The sequence below is a fragment of the Streptomyces sp. NPDC030838 genome (genome assembly GCF_055572035.1).
In genome coordinates, this window is sequence record NZ_JBVIED010000019.1 from 95,505 (window position 1) to 115,725 (window position 20,221).

Below are 20,221 nucleotides of genomic sequence, written 5' to 3' on the forward strand. Positions count from 1 at the left end.
CGTGTCGAAAAAATTTCGATAGTCGAAGGTCACCGCGAGGTCACGAAGAGCGGGGTTGGTCAGAGTGCTTGACACCCCTCCGAGGGACTCATAGCTTGCCCTACTGAATCGTTTCATTGAATCGGTAGGAGCCCAGCAGTGACCGATGTCGCCGCGGTGAAGGCCGCGCTGAAGACCCAGGCCGTCGAGACGCCGTCGTGGGCGTACGGGAACTCCGGGACCCGCTTCAAGGTGTTCGCCCAGAAGGGTGTGCCGCGCACCCCGCAGGAGAAGCTCGAGGACGCCGCCAAGGTCCACGAGTTCACCGGCGTCGCCCCGACCGTCGCGCTGCACATCCCGTGGGACAAGGTCGACGACTACCCGGCACTGGCGAAGTTCGCCGAGGAGCGCGGCGTGCGGCTCGGCGCCATCAACTCCAACACCTTCCAGGACGACGACTACAAGCTGGGCAGCATCTGCCACCCGGACGCGGCGGTGCGGCGCAAGGCCGTCGACCATCTGCTGGAGTGCGTCGACATCATGGACGCCACGGGCTCCGCCGATCTGAAGCTGTGGTTCGCGGACGGGACGAACTATCCCGGGCAGGACGACATCCGGGCCCGCCAGGACCGGCTCGCCGAGGGCCTCGCCGAGGTGTACGCGCGGCTGGGCGAGGGGCAGCGGATGCTGCTGGAGTACAAGTTCTTCGAGCCGGCCTTCTACACGACGGACGTGCCGGACTGGGGGACGGCGTACGCCCACTGTCTGAAGCTGGGTCCGAAGGCGCAGGTCGTGGTGGACACCGGGCACCACGCGCCGGGCACCAACATCGAGTTCATCGTGGCGACGCTGCTGCGGGAGGGGAAGCTCGGCGGGTTCGACTTCAACTCGCGGTTCTACGCGGACGACGACCTGATGGTGGGGGCGGCGGATCCGTTCCAGCTGTTCCGGATCATGTACGAGGTGGTCCGCGGGGGCGGGTTCACTCCGGACGTGGCGTTCATGCTCGATCAGTGTCACAACATCGAGGCGAAGATCCCGGCGATCATCCGTTCGGTGATGAATGTCCAGGAAGCGACTGCCAAGGCGCTTCTGGTCGACCGCGTGGCTTTGGCTGAGGCCCAGGCCTCCGGGGACGTGCTCGGGGCCAATGCCGTGCTGATGGATGCGTTCAACACCGATGTGCGGCCGCTTCTTCGTGAGGTGCGGGAGGAGATGGGGCTGGACCCCGAGCCGCTTGCCGCGTACGCCCGTTCCGGGTGGGCCGAGAAGATCGTGGCTGAGCGGGTGGGTGGGCAGCAGGCCGGTTGGGGGGCGTGAGCGTCTGCCGGGTTCTGTCGTACGCGGACTGCGGGCCGTATGTGGCTGGTCGCGCAGTTCCCCGCGCCCCTTTCTGTAGGCACCCTCTTTTCGAAGGAACCGATTGTCATGGCAACCCATCCTGAGGCCGCCGCTCTTCTTGCCCGGTCCCATCGGCTCGGAGCCGATCCCCGGAACACCAACTACGCCGGCGGGAACGCGTCGGCCAAGGGCACCGACACCGACCCCGTGACGGGAGGTGATGTGGAGCTGATGTGGGTGAAGGGGTCCGGGGGTGATCTCGGGACGCTTACCGAGGCGGGGCTGGCCGTGCTGCGGCTGGACCGGCTGCGGGCGCTCGTCGATGTGTACCCGGGTGTGGAGCGCGAGGACGAGATGGTCGCCGCGTTCGACTACTGCCTGCATGGGAAGGGTGGGGCGGCGCCGTCGATCGACACGGCCATGCACGGGCTCGTCGACGCCGCGCATGTCGACCATCTGCATCCGGACTCCGGGATCGCGCTGGCGTGTGCGGCCGACGGGGAGAAGCTGACCGCCGAGTGTTTCGGGGACAGCGTGGTGTGGGTGCCGTGGCGGCGGCCCGGGTTCCAGCTCGGGCTGGACATCGCGGCCGTCAAGGAGGCCAACCCGCAGGCCATCGGGTGCGTTCTCGGCGGGCACGGGATCACGGCGTGGGGGGACACCGCGGAGGAGTGCGAGCGGAACTCGCTGCACATCATCCGGACCGCGGAGAAGTTCCTGGAGGAGCGCGGGAAGGCCGAGCCGTTCGGGCCCGTGATCGAGGGGTTCGAGGCGCTGCCCGAGGGCGAGCGGCGGGAGCGGGCGGCGGCGCTGGCGCCCTATGTGCGGGCCGTCGCCTCGCAGGACAAGCCGCAGGTCGGGCACTTCGATGACGCCGACGTGGTGCTGGACTTCCTGGCCCGCGCCGAGCACCCGCGGCTCGCCGCGCTCGGCACCTCCTGCCCGGACCACTTCCTGCGGACGAAGGTCCGGCCGCTGGTGCTGGACCTGCCGCCGACGGCTCCGCTGGAGGAGGCGGTGGCCCGGCTGAAGGAGCTGCACGCCGCGTACCGCGAGGAGTACGCCGCCTACTACGAGCGGCACGCCGAGCCCGACTCCCCCGCGATGCGCGGCGCCGACCCGGCGATCGTGCTGGTCCCGGGCGTGGGCATGTTCAGCTTCGGCAAGGACAAGCAGACGGCCCGCGTGGCGGGCGAGTTCTATGTCAACGCGATCAACGTGATGCGGGGCGCCGAGGCGGTGTCGACGTACGCGCCGATCGAGGAGTCGGAGAAGTTCCGGATCGAGTACTGGGCGCTGGAGGAGGCCAAGCTCCAGCGGATGCCGAAGCCGAAGCCGCTGGCGACCCGGGTGGCGCTGGTGACCGGCGCGGGCAGCGGGATCGGCAGGGCGATCGCGCACCGGCTGGTCGCCGAGGGCGCGTGTGTCGTCGTCGCCGATCTGAACGCGGAGAACGCGGCGGCGGTGGCCGAGGAGCTGGGCGGGCCGGACAAGGCGGTCGCCGTGGCCGTGGACGTGACCTCCGAGGAGCGGATCGCCGAGGCGTTCAAGGCGGCGCTGCTGGCCTTCGGCGGGGTGGATCTCGTCGTCAACAACGCCGGCATCTCCATCTCCAAGCCGCTCCTGGAGACCTCCGCGAAGGACTGGGACCTCCAGCACGACATCATGGCCCGCGGGTCGTTCCTGGTGTCGCGGGAAGCGGCGCGGGTGATGATCGCGCAGGGGCTGGGCGGCGACATCGTCTACATCGCCAGCAAGAACGCCGTGTTCGCCGGGCCGAACAACATCGCGTACTCCGCCACCAAGGCCGACCAGGCCCACCAGGTGCGGCTGCTCGCCGCCGAGCTGGGCGAGCACGGCATCCGCGTCAACGGGGTCAACCCGGACGGGGTCGTGCGCGGCTCGGGCATCTTCGCGGGCGGCTGGGGTGCCCAGCGGGCGGCCGTGTACGGGGTGCCGGAGGAGAAGCTGGGCGAGTTCTACGCCCAGCGGACGCTGCTGAAGCGGGAGGTGCTGCCGGAGCATGTGGCGAACGCCGTGTTCGCGCTGACCGGCGGGGACCTGACGCACACCACGGGTCTGCACGTTCCGGTCGACGCGGGCGTCGCCGCCGCCTTCCTGCGGTGAGCGCGCTCGTGAAGTCGTACGCCGCGGTCGACCTCGGCGCGTCCAGCGGGCGCGTCATGGTCGGCCGCGTCGGCCGGCACGAACTGGAGCTGACCGAGGCGCACCGCTTCCCCAACCGGCCCGTGCGGCTGCCCGAGGGACTGCGCTGGGATGTGCTCGCGCTGTACGCGGGGGTGCTGGAGGGGTTGAGGGCGACCGGCCAGGTGGACTCCGTCGGCATCGACAGCTGGGCCGTGGACTACGGTCTGCTGGACGCGGACGGGGCACTGCTCGGCAACCCGGTGCACTACCGGGACACGCGCACCGAGGGCGTCGCGGAGTCGGTGTGGGCGACGGTGCCCGCGGCGGAGCTGTACGCGGCGACCGGGCTTCAGTACGCGCCGTTCAACACGCTCTACCAACTGACCGCCGCCCGTTCGTCCGCGCAGTTCGCCCACGCCAAGCGGCTGTTGCTGATCCCGGACCTGATGGCCTACTGGCTGACCGGCGAGCAGGGCACCGAGCTGACGAACGCGTCCACCACCCAGCTCGTCGACCCGCGCACGCGGGACTGGGCGTACGACGTGGCGGCGCGGCTGGGCATCGACCTGAGCCTGTTCGCGCCGCTGCGGCAGCCCGGGGATCCGGCGGGTCTGTTGCGCCCCGAGGTGCTGGAGGAGACCGGGCTCACGGGTCCGGTTCCGGTGACGGCGGTCGGCTCGCACGACACCGCGTCCGCGGTGGCGGCCGTACCGGCGACCGGGGAGCGGTTCGCGTACATCTGCACCGGCACCTGGTCGCTGGCCGGTCTGGAGCTGACCGCGCCGGTGCTGACCGAGGAGAGCCGGGCCGCGAACTTCACCAATGAGCTGGGGCTGGACGGCACGGTCCGCTACCTGCGGAACATCATGGGTCTGTGGCTGCTCCAGGAGTGCGTACGGGCCTGGGGCGAGCCGGATCTGGGCGAGCTGCTGCGGGCGGCGGCCGTGGTGCCGACGCTGCGGTCCGTGGTGGACGCGGGGGACGCGGCGTTCCTCGCGCCGGGGCGGATGCCGGAGCGGATCGCCGAGGCGTGCCGGGCGTCGGGGCAGCCGGTGCCGGAGTCGCCCGCCGAGATCACCCGGTGCATCCTCGACTCCCTCGCCCTCGCCCACCGGCGCGCCGTCGAGGACGCCCAGCGGCTCGCCGGGACGTCCGTGGACGTCGTGCATGTGGTCGGCGGCGGGGTGCGCAACGCGCTGCTGTGCCAGCTGACCGCCGACGCCTGCGGGCTGCCGGTGGTGGCGGGGCCGACCGAGGCGGCGGCCCTCGGCAATGTGCTGGTGCAGGCGCGGGCCCACGAGCTGGTCGGCGACCGCGCCGACATGCGCCGGCTGCTCACCCGCACCCAGCCGCTGACCCGCTACGAACCGCGCGGGGACACCGCCCGCTGGCGCGCGGCCCAGGACCGGCTCGCCGCGCGCTGACCGCCGGCCGTGCTCCGACCGCCGGCCGTGCTCCGGCCCGTCCGCTCGGCGGGCCGGGGCCCGGCCTCCTCCCCCGCCCGTCACCCCCGAACTACCCTGCACTCATCCGATGATCGACCACGAGGAGCCGCGATGCGTGTCGCTCTGTTCCTGACCTGTGTCAACGACACGCTCTATCCGGACACCGGGCGTGCCGTGGTGAAGCTGCTGACCAGGCTGGGCGTGGAGGTCGACTTCCCGATGGCCCAGACCTGCTGCGGGCAGGCGCACTACAACACGGGCTACCGGCATGAGGCGGAGCCGTTGGCGCGGCATTTCGCGGATGTCTTCGGGGAGTACGAGGCGATCGTGACGCCGTCCGGGTCGTGCGGGGCGATGGTGCGGGAGCTGTATCCGCGGATGGGCGAGCGGGCGCGGGCGGAGGGCCGCGGGGACACGCTGGCCGCGACGCTGGCGCCCGTGGTGCCGAAGACGTACGAGCTGACGGAGTTCCTGGTGGACGTGCTGGGGGTGACGGACGTCGGCGCCTACTACCCGCACACGGTGACGTACCACCCGACCTGTCACGGGCTGCGCGGGCTGGGCCTCGGCGACCGGCCGCGGCGGCTGCTGGCGGCGGTGAAGGGGCTGGAGCTGGTGGAGCTGCCGGGCGCGGAGGAGTGCTGCGGTTTCGGCGGCACGTTCGCGCTGAAGAACTCCGACGTCTCCGCGGCGATGGGCGCCGACAAGGTCCGCAACGCCGAGTCGACCGGCGCGGAGGTGCTGTGCGCGGCCGACAACTCCTGTCTGATGCACATCGGCGGCACCATGGCGCGGCTCAGGACGGGCATGCGCCCGGTGCACATCGCGGAGATCCTGGCGAGCACGGAAGAGGAGCCCCTGGCATGAGCGGAACCTTCGTCGGCATGCCGGCCTTCCCGGCGGCGGCGCACGAGGCGGTGCGCAATCCGACGCTGCGCGGCAATCTGCGGCACGCCACCCACACGATCCGCGCCAAGCGGGCCAAGGCGGTGGCCGAGGTCGAGGACTGGGCGGAGCTGCGCGAGGCCGGGAAGCGGATCAAGGACCATACGCTCCGACACCTCGACGAGTACCTGGTGCGGTTGGAGGAGTCGGTGACGGCCGCCGGTGGGGTCGTGCACTGGGCGGCCGACGCGGCGGAGGCCAACCGGATCGTCGCCGAACTGGTCAAGGCGACCGGCGAGTCGGAGGTCGTCAAGGTCAAGTCGATGGCCACGCAGGAGATCGGGCTCAACGAGGCCCTGGAGGCGGAGGGCATCCGCGCCTACGAGACCGATCTCGCCGAGCTGATCGTGCAGCTGGGCAAGGACCGCCCGTCGCACATCCTCGTGCCCGCAATCCACCGCAACCGCGGCGAGATCCGCGACATCTTCCGCTCGGAGATGGCCGAGTGGGGCCGCCCGGCCCCCGAGGGCCTGACCGACACCCCCGCCGAACTCGCAGAGGCGGCCCGGCTGCACCTGCGGGAGAAGTTCCTGCGGGCCAAGGTCGGTATCTCCGGCGCCAACTTCATGGTCGCCGAGACCGGCACGCTGGTGGTCGTCGAATCCGAAGGCAACGGGCGGATGTGCCTGACCCTCCCCGAGACGCTGATCTCGGTCGTCGGCATCGAGAAGATCGTGCCGACCTGGCGGGACCTGGAGGTGTTCCTGCAGACCCTCCCCCGCTCCTCGACGGCCGAGCGCATGAACCCGTACACGTCGATGTGGACCGGGACCACGGACGAGGACGGACCGAAGACCTTCCACCTGGTGCTGCTCGACAACGGCCGCACCGACACCCTCGCCGACGAGGTCGGCCGCCAGGCGCTGCGCTGCATCCGCTGCTCGGCCTGCCTGAACGTGTGCCCGGTGTACGAGCGGGCGGGCGGCCACGCCTACGGCTCGGTCTACCCGGGTCCGATCGGGGCGATCCTGAGCCCGCAACTCCGGGGCACCGGCAGCGAGATCGACGCCTCGCTGCCGTACGCGTCGTCGCTGTGCGGCGCCTGCTACGAGGTGTGCCCGGTCGCCATCGACATCCCCGAGGTGCTGGTGCATCTGCGGGAGCGGGTCGCCCAGGGCGGTCCGGTGACCCGCGAGGGCAACCGGGTGGTGCTGCGGCCGGCGAAGGGGCACGCGGCCGAGCGGGCGGCGATGCGGGCGGCCCGCTGGGCCTTCACCCGCCCCGGAGCGCTGCGCACGGGCCAGCGGCTGGCCTCCCGCACCCGCCGCTTCCATCCGCGCACCCTGCCGGGCCCCGGCCGGGCGTGGAGCGGGACCCGGGATCTGCCACCGCTGCCGGCGGAACCGTTCCGGGACTGGTGGCAGCGGACGCACGGCGGAAAGGACGGCGCCAAGTGAGCAGTAGGGACCGGATCCTGGGCCGGGTGCGGCGCGCGCTGGCCGATGTGCCGCGCGAGGACACCCCGTACGAGCGGGCGGTCGCCCGTGACTATCTGCGCGAGCACGGCGGGCGTACCGTCGCCGAGACGGTGGACCTGCTGGCCGAGAACCTGGCGGACTACCGGGCGATCGTGCACCGGTGCGCGGCGGCCGAACTGCCCGCGGTGATCGCGGGATTGCTGTCCGGGCACGGTTCGCGGACGGTGCTCGTGCCGCCGGGGCTCGATCCGGGCTGGCTGGCGGAGTCCGAGGCGGCGCGGGTGCCGGACCGGGCCGAGTCGACCCCTCACGAGCTGGATCGGGTGGACAGCGTGGTCACGGCGTGCGCGGTGGCGATCGCCGAGACCGGCACGATCGTCCTGGACGGCGGTGCCGACCAGGGCCGCCGCCGTATCACGTTGGTCCCGGACCACCACGTCTGTGTGGTCCGGGTTCCCGAGCAGGTGGTCTCCTCCGTGCCACAGGCGCTCGAACGCCTCGACCCGGCCCGCCCGCTGACCTGGATCTCCGGCCCGTCGGCGACCAGCGATATCGAGCTGGACCGGGTGGAGGGGGTGCACGGTCCGCGCACGTTGGAGGTGGTGCTGGTGACCGGTCAGCCGAGCGGCGACATCACCTCGTAGATGCCGGACGGCAAGGGGCCGACCTGGTGGCGCCGGTTCATCCGGCGGCGTCGTTCAGCCGCTCGGGGTCCAGGACGGTGATGCGGCCGCGGGCCAGGCGGAGCAGGCCGCGGCCGGCGAACTCGTGGAGGACCTTGGTGGTCGTCTCGCGTGAGGTGCCGGCCAGGGCGGCGAGCTGTTCGTGGGTGAGGGCGATCTGCGGGTGGCGTGCCGTTGGCAGCAGCCTGCCCGTGGGGGTGTCGGCGCGAGCGGCGAGGGTCGTCAGAGTGGCGGCGATGCGCTGGGGGACGGATTTGAAGACGCTGTCGGACAGGCGCTGTTCCAGATCGGCGATGCGGCGGCCGAGGATCTCGGTGATCCGGGCGGCGATCCGCGCGTCCGACAGCAGGAACTTGTGCACGTCGGCGCGGCTCATCACGCACACGGTGACGTCCTCGAGGGCCTCGGCGAAGTTGTCGTACATGCGCTGGCCGAGCAGCGCCATCTCGCCGAAGATCGTGCCGGGGCTGATGATCGCGCAGGTCAGGGCGCGACCGTCGGCGGAGACGCGGAAGATGCGCACGCGACCGCGCTTGAGGATGAACAGCACCTCGCTGGGCTGCTGCGGGGAGTGGAGGATCTCCCCGGCGGAGTAGGTCTTCATGGGGGCCGCGGCGGCGATGGCCTCCATCTCCGGCTCGGACAGGTCACGGAAGATGTCGACCTCGGACATGCACCACGTGCGGTCGGCTTCGTCGTCGCGCTCGATCATGTGCGTGGTCTCCTCCCGTCGCCCCGGCGCCCAGGGCGGGGGCGCGGCGCCCCACGGCGGGCTGGCCAGCGCCTCGGTGCCCTCGGCCAGACAGTAGGGCACAAGGTCTCTGCCGGGGGTGCTGCCGCGCTGGGCAGCACCCTGTGGCAGGGGTCCGGGGCCGTCCGGCGAGGCGAGTGGGGCCGGCGTCATCACTCGGCCGAGCCGGTCCGCCTGCCCATGGCTTGGGCGAGGCCGGCGTAGGTCAGCCCCGCGAGCAGCCCGAAGACCAGGTGGCCACCGAGACTGGAGCTGGTGACGTCGTTCCATTCGAAGACCGGCATGCCCATGTTGGCGGGCATGATCCACAGGGCGCCCACGGTCCACCAGACGGCTCCGTAGGCGAGTCCGAGGACGACGGCGGGCGCGAGCCTCTGGGCGAACTCGCCCAGCAGGACGCCGAAGCCGATGCCCGCGAAGACGGCGATGGCCAGGTGGATCAGCCAGCCGACGAAGGCGTGGGTGGAGCCGAGCAGCCCGGCCACCATGGTGATCATCGCGGTGTCCGCCATCGGCCGCGACACCGACATCCAGATGCCGAACCGGACCCCGCCCACCAGCCCGGCCGTCGCGCCGTAGAGCGCGTGGACCGGGATGACGGCCGTGGTGGGCGATACCCGCAAGGTGGCGGTCATGGTGAGGGCCCCTCTCCTGTCATGAGTGTTCCGCCCCTCTTCTTGTTCCTGTCGGCTCCGACGCTAGGAGCCGTGCAGGGTGCACGTATGTGAGGGCGCTTACGTACGGGCCGGTAGGCCATGACCTGCACATCGGGGTGAAGTGCTCGGCCGGCACCAGGTCGCTGCCGCGCTCCGGCACGTTCAGCTTCTCCCGCATCGCCCGCGGAGTCCGGCCCGGATACGGCCTCGCCACCACGTCGAAGACCACCTCCCGAGGTGCCGCGATGTAGAAGCACAGCGATCGCATACGGCTCTCCGTGACAAGTGGTCAGGTCGTGCTGGGCATGTATCGCGCTGCTGTGACTCCGGCCATCGTCCGGAGTCTCGTGTAGTAGGACGTGCAGTAGTCGTCGTCGATGCGGGGCAGGACCTTGTCGAGGTCCGCGACGCATGCCCAGAGGATCGCGATGCCCTCATCGGCGAGCCCGCCGTCGAGCTCCCTTTGGACGAGACCGGCGACATCCGCGTCGAGCAGAACCAGGTCCACCCCCTCGAAGTCCACGCCACGGAAACCGGCGGGGAACGGCGCGCGCATGTGCTCCTCCCACAGCTGGGAGAGCCGGCCGTCATGGTGTCGATCACTCATGCCCCTCATCATCTCCTTCGCGGCCGTCACCCTGGCATCGCTCGGGAGGGACACGCCCCGCGGCGCCCTGCCTCGTGCACCCGACTTGATCGGGCACAAGATGTCGGGTCCGGCATGGGAGGCGCTGCCTAGCGTGGTGATCGTCAAGAGGAAGGAGACCGGGCATGATCCGGCGCCGTCGTGCACGGCATCGGACCGGGCGAGGCCCGCCGTACCGGCGCCGCGCTCAGCTCCCAGTCCCGGATGGCCTTCCGTCTCACCATCGAAGGGAGCAGCAGTATGCGATACCGCGTTGTGGACAAGGCGGACTTCACCGTCGTCGGGCTCAAGACCCGGGCGCCGCTGGTACATACGGGGCCGAACCGGGCGATCATGGACTTTGTCCGCGGGATCGCCCCGCAGACCCTGGAGCGCCTGGAGAAGCTGTCGGACCAGGAGCCGCACGGCATCGTCGCGGTCTGCGACGACCTGGACCCCAGCCGCGCCGAGGGCACCGAACTCGACTACTACCACGGTGTGATCACCTCCGCGGCCGCGCCCGAGGGCACGACCACGCTGGCCGTCGCGGCCGGCACCTGGGCGGTCTTCACCACCTCCGGGCCGGCGCCGCAGGCCATCCAGGAGCTGTGGCGGGACGTGTTCACCGAGTGGTTCCCGTCGAACCCGTACCGCAGCCGACCCGGCCCTGAGATCCTGCGCACCCGCCTGTCGGCGGACAAGACCGAGGCCGACGCCGAACTGTGGCTCCCGGTGGAGCGCATCTAAGGCAGCCGGACTCGGGCATGGGGATGGCGAGGATCGCTGTCTACGCTCCTCGTTCCTCCGGCATCCCCGTCGGCTGCGGCGCAGTCCAGCTGGTGAGGAGCCGGAGGGCCTCGGCGGTGTCGGACGCGGGCTCGACGTTGTAGACGCACAGAGTCTGTTCGGCATCGCCGGGCACCTGGAAGGACTCGTACGAGAAGGACAGGTGGCCGACCAGGGGGTGGTGATAGTGCTTCATACCGTGCGTGCGGCGCAGCACCCGGTGGTCGTTCCACCAGGCTGAGAACTCCGGTGACTTCAGGGTGAGTTCGCCGACGAGGTCGGCGAGCCGGCGGTCGTCCGGGTAGCGTCCGGCTTCGAGGCGGAGTATGGCGACGGTCTCGGCGGCGATCCGCTCCCAGTCGCCGACGCGGGCACGGGCCTCGGGGTCCAGAAGGTAGTAGCGGGCCAGATTCCGCCGGGTCGCAGGCAGGGCGTCGAAGTCGGTCAGGACTTCCCGGGCCAGGCGGTTGGACGCCAGGACGTCGGTGCGCCGGCCGAGGATGAAGGCGGGCACATGGTCGAGGGTCTGCAGCATCAGGTGCAGTCCGGGGCGCACGCGCTGCGGGCCGGCGGGGGCGCGCCGGGCCGGGGCGGGGCGGGCCAGGAGATCGGTGAGGTGCTCGCGCTCGGAGGCGTCGAGCTGAAGGGCGCGGGCCAGGGCTTCGAGGACCTCGGGGGACGGGTTCTGCGCACGGCCCTGTTCGAGCCGGGTGTAGTACTCGGTGCTCACCCCGGCCAGGCGGGCTGCCTCGTCACGGCGCAGGCCGGGCACACGGCGGACCCGGCCGTCGGCGGGCAGCCCCGCCTGGTCCGGGGTGATCCGGGCCCGGCGGGTGCGCAGGAAATCGGCGAGCTCGCGACTGCGGTCATCCATACCCCCAGTGTGGCGGGCGAGAGTGGGCCACGGCGGGCGCCGGGTGGTACTGCCAGTACCTGCCTTGCGAATACCTGCCTGGTCAGGGCCCTTTGTGGCGTCCCGTGAGACGTCTGCGGGTGGTGTTCTGGTGAAGGGGCCGGCGGCGACAGGCCGCAGACCCGAGCCCCTGATCCCACCCACTTCGAAAGGTGTCCTCATGACCACGCACACCTCTGCCCGTCCCCTCTCCGGCCGCGTCGCGGTCGTCACCGGTGCCTCCAGCGGTATCGGTGAGGCTTCCGCCGAGCACCTGGCCGAACTCGGCGCCCGTGTCGTCGTCCTGGCGCGGTGTGCCGAGCGGCTGGACGAACTGGTCACCCGGATCGAGAAGAACGGCGGCGAAGCGCTCGCCCTGGCGGTCGACGTGACCGACGCCGCGACCGTGCGGGCGGCCGCGGACCGGGTGGCGGCCCAGCTCGGCGGTGCCGACCTGCTGTTCAACAACGCGGGTGTCATGCTCCCGGCCCCGGTCGAGGAGCTGGCCACCGACCAGTGGCAGCGGCAGATCGACCTGAACATCACCGGTCTGATGAACGTCATCGGCGCGTTCACGCCGCAGCTGGTGAAGTCCGCCGAGGAGCGGGGTGTGGCCGACCTGGTCAACACGTCGTCGATCGCCGCGCAGAACATCTTCCCGAACTTCGCCGTCTACTCCGCGACCAAGGCGTACGTCACCCATCTCTCCCGGCACCTGCGAGCGGAACTGGGTGCGAAGAACGTCCGGGTCTCGGCGATCGAGCCGGGCATCGTCGGCACCGAGCTGCAGAGTCATGTCACCGACGCGGGGGCGCTGGAGTGGCTGGAGGGCTCCAAGGAGACGATGGAGTGGCTCACGTCCCAGGACATCGCGGAGACCGTCGGCTTCGTCGCGAGCCTCCCGCCTCGGGTCAACCTCCAGCAGGTCACCATCATGCCCACCCGCCAGCCCAGCTGAGGCCGGCCAGACCGCGCCCTAGGGGCCGTCGTACGCCTCCCTGGCCCGTTCCACCTTCTCCAGGTTCTCGGCGGCCCATTCGGCGAGGTGGGCGAAGAGCGGGGCGAGGCTGCGGCCCAGGTCGCTGATCTCGTACTCGACGCGTGGCGGGACCTCCGGGTGGTAGGTGCGGACGACGAGGCCGTCGCGTTCGAGCTGGCGCAGACGTTGCGTCAGGACCTTGGGGGTGATCGCGGTGATCCGGCGTTCGAGTTCGACGAACCTCTGACGGCCGTGGGTGTGCAGGGACCACAGGATGGGCGTCGTCCAGCGGCTGAAGACGATGTCCACGACCGGGGAGACGGGGCACGCGAGTTCCGGGTCGGTCGCGGCAGGCGCCGGCCAGGTTGTCTTGTCCCCCATGCGCATCCCCTCGGGGTAGTCACTTTCCTCTAGGTACCTACTATACGTGCCCTGTTAGCGTCGCTCCGTCGTCAAGCAGGCGGAGTGACAAGGGAGTTGGACATGTACGTGGTGACGGGGGCTACCGGCAACGTCGGGCGCGCGCTGGTCCGGGTGCTCGTGGCGGGAGGCGCGGAGGTGACGGCGACCTCGCGCGGGATCACGGCGGCGGACGTACCCGCCGGGGTGCGGCAGCGGCGGGCCGATCTGACGGACGCGGAGAGCCTGCGGCCGGTCCTCGACGGCGCCGAGGCGCTGTTCCTGCAGAACGGCGGGCCCAGCGCGCATCTGCTGCGCACCCATGACGTCCTGGACGTCGCCAAGGGTGCCGGGGTGCGGCGGGTCGTGCTGTTGTCGTCGCAGGGCGTGGTGACGCGGCCCGAGTCCGCCTCGCACGGGCGGGTCGCGCGGGCCATCGAGGACGCGGTGCGGGGGTCGGGGCTGGAGTGGACGATCCTGCGGCCCGGCGGTTTCGCCTCCAACGCCTACGCCTGGGCCGAGCGGGTGCGTGCCGGGCGGACGGTCGCCGCGCCGTTCGGTGACGTCGGCCTGCCGGTCGTCGATCCGGATGACATCGCCGACGTGGCCGCGGTGGCGTTGCGGGAGGACGGTCACGCCGGTGAGGTGTACGAGCTGACCGGGCCGGAGCCGGTCACGCCCCGGCAGCAGGCGGCGGCGGTCGGCGCCGCGATCGGCGAGCCGGTGCGTTTCGTGGAGCTGTCCCAGGAGGAGGCCGCGGCCGGGATGGCGGCGTTCATGCCGGCGGACGTGGTCGAGACGACCTTGTCCATCCTGGGCGAGCCCACACCGGGCGAACAGCGGGTGAGCCCGGATGTGGAGCGGGTGCTGGGCCGGGCTCCGGGCACGTTCGCCGGCTGGGCGCGGCGGAACGCCGACGCCTTCCGCTGAGGGCGGGCCGCGGGCCGCCGTCGTCGGCGAAGGCGTGACACGGTCGGTGAACAAGCGCTTAGATAGGTGCCCGTTACCGACGCCGATCTGGAGGCCCTGGTGTTCACTTCCGTCGACGACGTCTCCGCCCGCCTCGCCGAGACCGGCTATCTGGCCTCGCCGGCGGTCGCCACCACCGTCTTCCTCGCCGACCGCCTGGGCAAGCCGCTGCTCGTCGAGGGGCCCGCAGGGGTCGGCAAGACCGAGCTGGCCAAGGCGGTGGCGCAGGTCGCGGGGGCGCGGCTGGTGCGGTTGCAGTGCTACGAGGGTGTCGACGAGTCGCGGGCGCTGTACGAGTGGAACCACGCCAAGCAGCTGCTGCGGATCAGTGCCGGGCGCGACGAGAGCTGGGACGAGACCCGGACGGACATCTTCAGCGAGGAGTTCCTGCTGCCGCGCCCGCTGCTCACCGCGATCCGGGGCGACGACCCGAAGGTGCTGCTCATCGACGAGACCGACAAGGCGGACGTCGAGGTGGAGGGCCTGCTGCTGGAGGTGCTCAGCGACTTCCAGGTCACCGTCCCGGAGCTGGGGACTGTCACCGCGACCCGCCGCCCCTTCGTGGTGCTCACCTCCAACGCCTCCCGGGAGCTGTCGGAGGCGCTGCGCCGCCGCTGTCTGTTCCTGCACATCGGCTTCCCGGAGGAGGAACTGGAGCGGCGGATCGTCCGGCTGAAGGTCCCCGGGATCGACGCGGCGCTCGCGGAGTCGGTCGTCCGGGTGGTGGGGGCGCTGCGGGCGATGGACCTGCGGAAGGTGCCGTCGGTCGCCGAGACCCTCGACTGGGCCCGCACCCTGCTCGCGCTCGGCGCGCACACCCTCGACGAGGGCGTCGTACGCGACACCCTCGGCGTGGTGCTCAAGCACCAGGACGACGTCCTGAAGGCGGCCGCCAAGCTCGACCTGGACGCGGTGTGACCGCGGCGGCCGCCGATGTCACGGCCCGGCTGACGGGCTTCGTGGCCGCGCTGCGCGCGCACGGGGTGCGCGTCGGCACCGGCGAGACGGTGGACGCGGCACGGGCGGTGGAGGCTCTGGGGTTCGCCGACCGGGAGCTGCTGCGCGAGGGGCTGGCCGCGACGCTGCTGCACACCGCCGGACAGCGACGGGTGTTCGACCCGGTCTTCGACCTGTACTTCCCACGCGCCGTCGGCGGTCCCGGGGCGGCGAACGCGGCCGGCCCGGCGGACCGGGAAGAGCTGCGGGAGCGGATCGCGGCGGCGCTGGCCGCGGGCGACGTCGCGCTGCTGGAGCGGCTGGCGGCGGAGGCTGTGGACGGCTTCGGGGGATACGGGAGTTCACCGGGCTCGGACGGCTGGTCGGCGTACCAGACTCTCGACCGGCTGCGCCCGCAGACCCTGCTCGCCCGGGTGCGGGACGACGTGCGGGCGCGGGGCGGCGGTGCTGGGTTCGCCGGGCGGCTGCTCGACGACGAGGTCCGGCGGCGCATCGAGGTGTTCCGCGGGCTGGTGGCCGCGGAGGCGCGGCGCCGGGTCGCCGAGCGGCGCGGGCGTGACGAGATCGCCCGGCGGGCGGTGGCGCCGACCGCGGACCGGGTGGACTTCCTGTACGCCGGGAAGGACCGGCTGGCCGAGCTGCGCCGGACGGTGCGGCCGCTCGCCCGCAAGCTGGCCACGCGGCTGGCGGCCCGGCGCCGGCGTGCCGCGCGCGGCTCGATCGATCTCAGGCGCACCCTGCGCGGCTCGCTGTCGACGGGCGGGGTTCCGGTGAAGCCCGTGCTGCGCCGGCGGCGGCCCGCGCGGCCCGAACTGGTGCTGCTGTGCGATGTGTCGGGGTCGGTCGCCGGGTTCTCCGACTTCACCATGCTGCTGGTGCAGGCGCTGCACGACCAGTTCAGCAAGGTGCGGGTGTTCGCCTTCGTCAACCGGATCGACGAGGTCACGGGGCTGCTGGAGCATGGCGCGGCCGACGCCGACGGGCTGAGCGGGCGCATCCGGGAGCAGGCCCGGCTGACGGGCTGGCACGGCAGCAGCGACTACGGCGTCGCGCTGGGCGAGTTCGCCGAGCGGTACGGCGCCGCGGTGGGCCCGCGGACGACCGTGTTCGTGCTGGGGGACGCCCGGACGAACATGGCCGATCCGAACCTTCCGGCGTTGAGGCAGATCGCCGGGCAGGCCCGCCGCGTGTACTGGCTCAATCCCGAGCCGCGCGCCCAGTGGGGCACCGGGGACTCGGCCGCACCCGAGTACGCGGAGCTGGTGGCGATGCACGAGTGCCGCACCGCGCACCAGCTCGGTGTTCTGGTCAGCCGGTTGCTGCCGGTGTGAGAAGGGCTCCCGGATTCTGCCGGGTCATCCCTCCTGGGGGACTGCCACGTCATCCCTCCTGGGGGACTGCCAGGTCATCCTTCCTTGGGCTTGGCGTACTCCTTGGCGGTCTGTCCCTCGAAGTCGAAGACGACGCACGGCTCGTCGCCCACGACCCACGCGTCGTGTCCGGGCGAGCAGACGAAGACCTCGCCCGGGCCCGCGTCGGCCTCGGTGCCGTCGTCCATGCGGATGTGCAGGTGGCCCTTGAGGACGTAGCCGTTGTGGTTCATCTGACAGCTGTCCGTGCCCGCGATCGGTCCCACGTCCTGGGACCAGCGCCAGCCCGGCTCGAAGGTCGCCACCGCGAAGTCGCACCCGGTCAGGTGGACGGCTTCCATGTGTCCGTGCGGGAACTCCCGCCGCTCGTCCGGCTTGTCGAGCACCTTCATCTCGAGCATGATGCTCCTCCCTTCCGGCCGCGTCCGCCGCGGCCGGGGGCCGGTCTCCGTCTCCCCCGCGGCGCAGGCGGCACCGGCGGCGGCCGGGCCCCTCACCTCCATCGTCCGCCCGGGGCGTCGGGGGCCGCCATTCGAGGGCCGGCGGCCGACCGTCAGTCCTCGCCGCCCCCGCACAGCCGCGCGAAGCGCTCCGCGTCGATGTTGCCGCCGGAGATGATCACGCCGACGCGGCGCGGCAGGTCCGTGACGCGGCCGGAGAGCAGCGCGGCCAGCGGGGTGGCGCCGCTGGGTTCGGCGACGATCTTCAGCCGCTCGAAGGCGAATCGCATCGCCGCTCTGATCTCGTCATCGCTCACCAGGGCGATCTCGTCGACCAGGTGCCGGTTGACGGAGAAGGTCAGCTCGCCGGGCGTGTGCAGGGCCTGGCCGTCGGCGATGGTGCGCGGCACCGGGATGCTGATCCGCCGGCCTGCCTCCAGGGACCGCTTGGTGTCGTCCCCGGCCTCCGGCTCGACGCCGATGATCCGGACCCCGGCCCGCAGGCCCTTGGCCACCGTGGCGCTGCCCGCGATCAGGCCGCCGCCTCCGACCGGGGTGACGAGGGCGTCCAGCTCCCCCGCTTCTTCCAGCAGTTCGAGTGCCGCGGTGCCCTGACCGGCGATGATGTGCGGATGCTCGTACGGCGGGATGACGGTGAGTCCGCGCTCCGCGGCGAGCGCCTCGGCGATGGCGACGCGGTCGCCGGTGTAGCGGTCGTAGGTGACGATCTCGGCGCCGTACCCGACGGTCGCCTCGCGTTTGGCGGCCGGGGCGTCCTCCGGCATCACGATCACCGCGGTGGTGCCCAGCTCGCGGGCGGCGAGGGCGACGGCCTGCGCGTGGTTCCCGGACGAGTAGGCGGCGATGCCCCGGGTCAGCTGCTCGGGCGTCAGCCGGGAGATGGCGTTGTAGGCACCACGGAACTTGAACGCGCCCATCCGCTGGAAGTTCTCGCACTTGAGCAGGACCTCCGCGCCGACCAGCGCGTCGAGGGTGCGGGAGCGCAGCACGGGTGTGCGGTGGGCGACGCCCTTGAGCCGCGCGGCTGCCGCGCGGACGTCGTCGAGCGTGACCGGCAAGGGGGCGGTCGTCACGGGTGTCCTCCCTGGGACGTCGGGTCGGCCTTGGCTCTGGCCTGGGAGAGATAGCTGTAGGCGGAGGCGCGGGAGATGCCGAGGCGGGCGGCGACCTGCTCGACCGCGCGGCGCACCGCGAAGACGCCGTGCTCGTCCAGGCTGCGGAACAGCTCCAGGCGGCGCTCGCGGTCGAGACCGGCCCAGTTGTGGTGCCGGCGCAGCTGGTGGGTGTCGAGGATGGCGTCGACGACGGAGTCGATGTCGTTGCCGAAGGTGGTGACCGGTGTCCGCGCGGGGTCCGTGCCGAGGCCGGCGAGGCCGCCGAGCAGGGCGTGGGCCCGGTGGACCGCGGTGACGTCGAGGTTGACGCAGAGGGCGCCGAAGACCGCGCCCGTGGAGTCCCGCAGCACCATCGTCGACGACTTGACCAGGTCGCCCGAGCGGGTCCGGGTGAGGTAGTTCAGCTCGTCGGAAGCCTCGTCGCCGCGGGCGAGGACGCGCATGCCGATCTCGCTCATCGCCCCGCCCACCTCGCGCCCGGTCACCGAACCGGCCACGGCGACCACCGACTTCTCCGGGTGCCGGTAGTCGTGGAGCACCACCTCGCACAGCGGGCCGAAGGTCGCCACGAGCCCGTCGACGACCGGTCCGAGCGCGCCGATGATCGCGTCCCGCTCGGCCTCCAGATCCTGCCCGGCCATGCCCGCCTCCTTGGACTCTTCATCCAACCCCTGGACGTCCAGTCTAGACGGAGGCTACGACAACCGCGCCGGATGTTTCTCCCGGATATTTCTCGACGTCCGCCCTCAGGCCCGCAGGCACCACTGGACGAGCCGTCCGACGCTCGTGTCCACCTGGTCGTCGTCGTCCAGCACCGCGGCCGTGCAGAAGAAGCGGACCTGCGCGAAATGGTCCTCCATCGCCTCGACGAGGCTGCGCAGGCCGAGGCTTTCGCGCAGCCAGGCGCGGGCGCTGTCGCTGTCGTCGGGGCGGTCGGGGACCAGGCCGTGCTCGGTGAGCAGGTCCGTTTTGCTGATGGCGACCGCCAGCCGGGAGTCCTTCAGCGGGGCGTCCATCGCGGCCACCGCCTGCACCGACCGCACGAAGACGTCCTCCGGATCGACGGTCGAGGCGAGGGTGCGATCCACCCGCGGACCGGGCGGGGGTGCCAGGGCCGTCCAGAACGCCTTCACGGCCATGGGGTCGAGGACGAAGACGAACGTCCGCGCCTCCCGGGCGTAGCGCAGCGCGTCGGTCTCGTCGCGGTCGACGAACCGCTCGCCGGCCGTGTCGAAGAGATGGACCAGGCGTGCGGAGCGGCCGCCGCCGAGGACGAAGGAGTGCGCCCGGGGCAGGCCCTTCTGGGTGGCGCGGGTGTGGCCCCGCATCCGCAGGACCTCCCGGAGCACCTGGTAATTGGCGTCGGACTCCTCGTCGGCGAGGGTGACCTGCGGTCCGCCCCGGGCCGCCGCGTTCTCCAGGGACAGCAGCATGGCCGCCATCAGCTGGGTCTTGCCCGCCGCCTGTCCCCCGATCAGCGGAAGGATCACCTCGGGCATGTGCCCGGCGTCCGTGTTCATCGGCTTCCCGCAGTGCGGGTACACGCAGTACGCCTGGAGCCGCGCGTCCCGGCTCATCAGCATCAGCAGCGTCGGCATGCGCTGCCCGCACTCGCAGCGGCGCCGGACGATGCCGTACGTCCCGGGGCGGATGTCGGCGTGGCGGCGCCGGCAGGTGGGGCTGGGGCAGTCGTACGCCGGATAGGGGACGCGTTCGAAGCAGTGCGGGCAGAGCATGCCGGTGCGCAGCCGTTTCATCCACAGCACCGACCGGTCGACGGCCCGCAGGGTTCCGGCGACGAGCCGCGCCCCGCCCATCAGGAGCAGCAGCACCAGCGCGTGCAGGCCCAGCAGCAGGCCGAGCGCCGGCAGGGCCAGCACCGCGCCCGCGCACAGGCCCGCGTACAGCGTCAGGCCGTACGGCACGGTGAGGGCGCGGGTCCGCGCCGGGGCGACGAACTGCCGCGAGGTCACCGCGCGGAAGGCGTCACCGACCGTGCGCAGGTACGACCGTCGCTCCAGGGTGAGGACTTGGCGCAGGTCGCGGAAGCCGGGGCCGAAGAAGTAGTTGCGGTACGCCTTCACCTCCTCGTCCTGCGGGCGGTAGGGCGGCAGGGTGCGGAACTCGGGGGTGCGCCGGTACAGGACGCCGATCAGCAGGCGTATGTGCCCGGTGAGCAGTTGCATCACCAGCGCCAGGCCGCGCAGGGCGGCGATGAACGGGGCGACGGGCAGATACGCGAAGAGCGCGGCGAGATACAGAACGGGGACGAGGACGTAGGCGATGATCTCGGCCACGGGGT

At 71.8% G+C, this 20,221-nt stretch carries 20 protein-coding genes and 1 pseudogene; 12 read left to right on the forward strand and 9 right to left on the reverse strand.

All coding sequences use genetic code 11. The annotated features are described in order from the left end of the window. Positions 1 to 138 precede the first annotated feature (138 nt). From rhaI to ACZ42A_RS35875, 6 genes are all read left to right on the forward strand, one after another. Positions 139 to 1,299, forward strand: a complete 1,161-nt coding sequence (rhaI, locus tag ACZ42A_RS35850) for an L-rhamnose isomerase (RefSeq protein ID WP_468531524.1) — start codon at positions 139 to 141, stop codon at positions 1,297 to 1,299. A gap of 108 nt (positions 1,300 to 1,407) precedes the next feature. After that, positions 1,408 to 3,447 (forward strand): bifunctional aldolase/short-chain dehydrogenase, encoded by a 2,040-nt coding sequence (locus ACZ42A_RS35855; protein WP_468531525.1) that lies wholly within the window; start codon positions 1,408 to 1,410, stop codon positions 3,445 to 3,447. 8 nt (positions 3,448 to 3,455) lie between these two features. Continuing rightward, positions 3,456 to 4,892 (forward strand): rhamnulokinase, encoded by a 1,437-nt coding sequence (locus tag ACZ42A_RS35860; protein WP_468531597.1) that lies wholly within the window; start codon positions 3,456 to 3,458, stop codon positions 4,890 to 4,892. Positions 4,893 to 5,024: 132 nt separating this feature from the next. Continuing rightward, positions 5,025 to 5,780: a (Fe-S)-binding protein gene (locus tag ACZ42A_RS35865; protein WP_468531526.1), complete on the forward strand. Its 756-nt coding sequence runs from the start codon at positions 5,025 to 5,027 to the stop codon at positions 5,778 to 5,780. Further along, positions 5,777 to 7,255 carry a LutB/LldF family L-lactate oxidation iron-sulfur protein gene (locus ACZ42A_RS35870; protein ID WP_468531527.1) on the forward strand — a complete coding sequence of 493 codons (1,479 nt, stop codon included), beginning with the start codon at positions 5,777 to 5,779 and terminating at the stop codon, positions 7,253 to 7,255. Before ACZ42A_RS35865 ends, ACZ42A_RS35870 begins: the two co-directional genes overlap by 4 nt. Beyond that, positions 7,252 to 7,920: a LutC/YkgG family protein gene (locus ACZ42A_RS35875; RefSeq protein WP_468531528.1), complete on the forward strand. Its 669-nt coding sequence runs from the start codon at positions 7,252 to 7,254 to the stop codon at positions 7,918 to 7,920. The genes ACZ42A_RS35870 and ACZ42A_RS35875 overlap by 4 nt, the downstream gene beginning before the upstream one ends. A 37-nt stretch (positions 7,921 to 7,957) precedes the next feature. Here ACZ42A_RS35875 and ACZ42A_RS35880 read toward each other — a convergent pair whose 3' ends face one another. Continuing rightward, a complete protein-coding gene (locus ACZ42A_RS35880; RefSeq protein ID WP_468531529.1) occupies positions 7,958 to 8,773 on the reverse strand; it encodes a Crp/Fnr family transcriptional regulator in 816 nt (271 codons plus the stop codon). Positions 8,774 to 8,862: 89 nt separating this feature from the next. After that, positions 8,863 to 9,345 (reverse strand): hypothetical protein, encoded by a 483-nt coding sequence (locus tag ACZ42A_RS35885; RefSeq protein WP_468531530.1) that lies wholly within the window; start codon positions 9,343 to 9,345, stop codon positions 8,863 to 8,865. 89 nt (positions 9,346 to 9,434) lie between these two features. Here ACZ42A_RS35885 and ACZ42A_RS35890 point away from each other — a divergent pair, with 89 nt between their 5' ends. Next, positions 9,435 to 9,617 (forward strand): hypothetical protein, encoded by a 183-nt coding sequence (locus ACZ42A_RS35890; RefSeq protein ID WP_468531531.1) that lies wholly within the window; start codon positions 9,435 to 9,437, stop codon positions 9,615 to 9,617. A 38-nt stretch (positions 9,618 to 9,655) separates the two neighbouring features. Here ACZ42A_RS35890 and ACZ42A_RS35895 read toward each other — a convergent pair whose 3' ends face one another. After that, positions 9,656 to 9,973 carry a hypothetical protein gene (locus tag ACZ42A_RS35895; protein ID WP_468531532.1) on the reverse strand — a complete coding sequence of 106 codons (318 nt, stop codon included), beginning with the start codon at positions 9,971 to 9,973 and terminating at the stop codon, positions 9,656 to 9,658. A 180-nt stretch (positions 9,974 to 10,153) separates the two neighbouring features. Between ACZ42A_RS35895 and ACZ42A_RS35900 the strand changes: the two are divergent. After that, positions 10,154 to 10,738 (forward strand): annotated as a pseudogene (locus ACZ42A_RS35900) (GyrI-like domain-containing protein); the annotation flags it as partial. Between the two features lie 40 nt (positions 10,739 to 10,778). Here the strand turns inward: ACZ42A_RS35900 and ACZ42A_RS35905 are convergent. Next, positions 10,779 to 11,651, reverse strand: coding sequence for a helix-turn-helix transcriptional regulator (locus tag ACZ42A_RS35905; protein ID WP_468531533.1), 873 nt, complete (start codon positions 11,649 to 11,651; stop codon positions 10,779 to 10,781). A 199-nt stretch (positions 11,652 to 11,850) separates the two neighbouring features. Between ACZ42A_RS35905 and ACZ42A_RS35910 the strand changes: the two genes are divergently transcribed. Beyond that, positions 11,851 to 12,627, forward strand: a complete 777-nt coding sequence (locus ACZ42A_RS35910; protein ID WP_468531534.1) for an SDR family oxidoreductase — start codon at positions 11,851 to 11,853, stop codon at positions 12,625 to 12,627. A gap of 18 nt (positions 12,628 to 12,645) precedes the next feature. On the opposite strand, the gene ACZ42A_RS35915 is transcribed toward ACZ42A_RS35910, so the two are convergent. Continuing rightward, positions 12,646 to 13,035: a winged helix-turn-helix transcriptional regulator gene (locus ACZ42A_RS35915; protein ID WP_468531535.1), complete on the reverse strand. Its 390-nt coding sequence runs from the start codon at positions 13,033 to 13,035 to the stop codon at positions 12,646 to 12,648. 96 nt (positions 13,036 to 13,131) lie between these two features. Between ACZ42A_RS35915 and ACZ42A_RS35920 the strand changes: the two genes are divergently transcribed. The 3 genes from ACZ42A_RS35920 to ACZ42A_RS35930 all read left to right on the forward strand — a co-directional run bounded on the left by ACZ42A_RS35920 (position 13,132) and on the right by ACZ42A_RS35930 (position 16,304). Next, positions 13,132 to 13,977, forward strand: a complete 846-nt coding sequence (locus tag ACZ42A_RS35920) for an NAD(P)H-binding protein (protein ID WP_468531536.1) — start codon at positions 13,132 to 13,134, stop codon at positions 13,975 to 13,977. 99 nt (positions 13,978 to 14,076) lie between these two features. Further along, positions 14,077 to 14,934 (forward strand): AAA family ATPase, encoded by an 858-nt coding sequence (locus ACZ42A_RS35925; protein WP_468531598.1) that lies wholly within the window; start codon positions 14,077 to 14,079, stop codon positions 14,932 to 14,934. Next, positions 14,931 to 16,304 carry a vWA domain-containing protein gene (locus ACZ42A_RS35930; protein WP_468531537.1) on the forward strand — a complete coding sequence of 458 codons (1,374 nt, stop codon included), beginning with the start codon at positions 14,931 to 14,933 and terminating at the stop codon, positions 16,302 to 16,304. Before ACZ42A_RS35925 ends, ACZ42A_RS35930 begins: the two co-directional genes overlap by 4 nt. Positions 16,305 to 16,378: 74 nt before the next feature. On the opposite strand, the gene ACZ42A_RS35935 is transcribed toward ACZ42A_RS35930, so the two are convergent. The 4 genes from ACZ42A_RS35935 to ACZ42A_RS35950 form a co-directional block, all read right to left on the reverse strand. After that, complete coding sequence (locus ACZ42A_RS35935; protein WP_468531538.1) at positions 16,379 to 16,744, reverse strand: cupin domain-containing protein; 366 nt, start codon at positions 16,742 to 16,744, stop codon at positions 16,379 to 16,381. Between the two features lie 152 nt (positions 16,745 to 16,896). Then, the gene (locus ACZ42A_RS35940) at positions 16,897 to 17,877 is read right to left on the reverse strand and encodes a threo-3-hydroxy-L-aspartate ammonia-lyase (protein WP_468531539.1); all 981 of its coding nucleotides are present in this window, start codon (positions 17,875 to 17,877) and stop codon (positions 16,897 to 16,899) included. Further along, positions 17,874 to 18,560 (reverse strand): helix-turn-helix transcriptional regulator, encoded by a 687-nt coding sequence (locus ACZ42A_RS35945; RefSeq protein ID WP_468531540.1) that lies wholly within the window; start codon positions 18,558 to 18,560, stop codon positions 17,874 to 17,876. Before ACZ42A_RS35945 ends, ACZ42A_RS35940 begins: the two co-directional genes overlap by 4 nt. A gap of 105 nt (positions 18,561 to 18,665) precedes the next feature. After that, on the reverse strand, positions 18,666 to 20,216 hold the full coding sequence (locus ACZ42A_RS35950; RefSeq protein ID WP_468531541.1) for a TRAFAC clade GTPase domain-containing protein: 1,551 nt from the start codon (positions 20,214 to 20,216) through the stop codon (positions 18,666 to 18,668). Positions 20,217 to 20,221: the final 5 nt, after the last annotated feature.

What these genes read in the sequence shown, in the direction of transcription:
- ACZ42A_RS35855 (WP_468531525.1), top strand. Translation starts at nt 1,408, where the DNA reads ATGGCAACCCATCCTGAGGCCGCCGCTCTTCTTGCCCGGTCCCATCGG.
- ACZ42A_RS35865 (WP_468531526.1), top strand. Translation starts at nt 5,025, where the DNA reads ATGCGTGTCGCTCTGTTCCTGACCTGTGTCAACGACACGCTCTATCCG.
- ACZ42A_RS35870 (WP_468531527.1), top strand. Translation starts at nt 5,777, where the DNA reads ATGAGCGGAACCTTCGTCGGCATGCCGGCCTTCCCGGCGGCGGCGCAC.
- ACZ42A_RS35885 (WP_468531530.1), bottom strand. Translation starts at nt 9,345, where the DNA reads ATGACCGCCACCTTGCGGGTATCGCCCACCACGGCCGTCATCCCGGTC.
- ACZ42A_RS35895 (WP_468531532.1), bottom strand. Translation starts at nt 9,973, where the DNA reads ATGAGTGATCGACACCATGACGGCCGGCTCTCCCAGCTGTGGGAGGAG.
- ACZ42A_RS35905 (WP_468531533.1), bottom strand. Translation starts at nt 11,651, where the DNA reads ATGGATGACCGCAGTCGCGAGCTCGCCGATTTCCTGCGCACCCGCCGG.
- ACZ42A_RS35910 (WP_468531534.1), top strand. Translation starts at nt 11,851, where the DNA reads ATGACCACGCACACCTCTGCCCGTCCCCTCTCCGGCCGCGTCGCGGTC.
- ACZ42A_RS35915 (WP_468531535.1), bottom strand. Translation starts at nt 13,035, where the DNA reads ATGCGCATGGGGGACAAGACAACCTGGCCGGCGCCTGCCGCGACCGAC.
- ACZ42A_RS35920 (WP_468531536.1), top strand. Translation starts at nt 13,132, where the DNA reads ATGTACGTGGTGACGGGGGCTACCGGCAACGTCGGGCGCGCGCTGGTC.
- ACZ42A_RS35935 (WP_468531538.1), bottom strand. Translation starts at nt 16,744, where the DNA reads ATGCTCGAGATGAAGGTGCTCGACAAGCCGGACGAGCGGCGGGAGTTC.
- ACZ42A_RS35945 (WP_468531540.1), bottom strand. Translation starts at nt 18,560, where the DNA reads ATGGCCGGGCAGGATCTGGAGGCCGAGCGGGACGCGATCATCGGCGCG.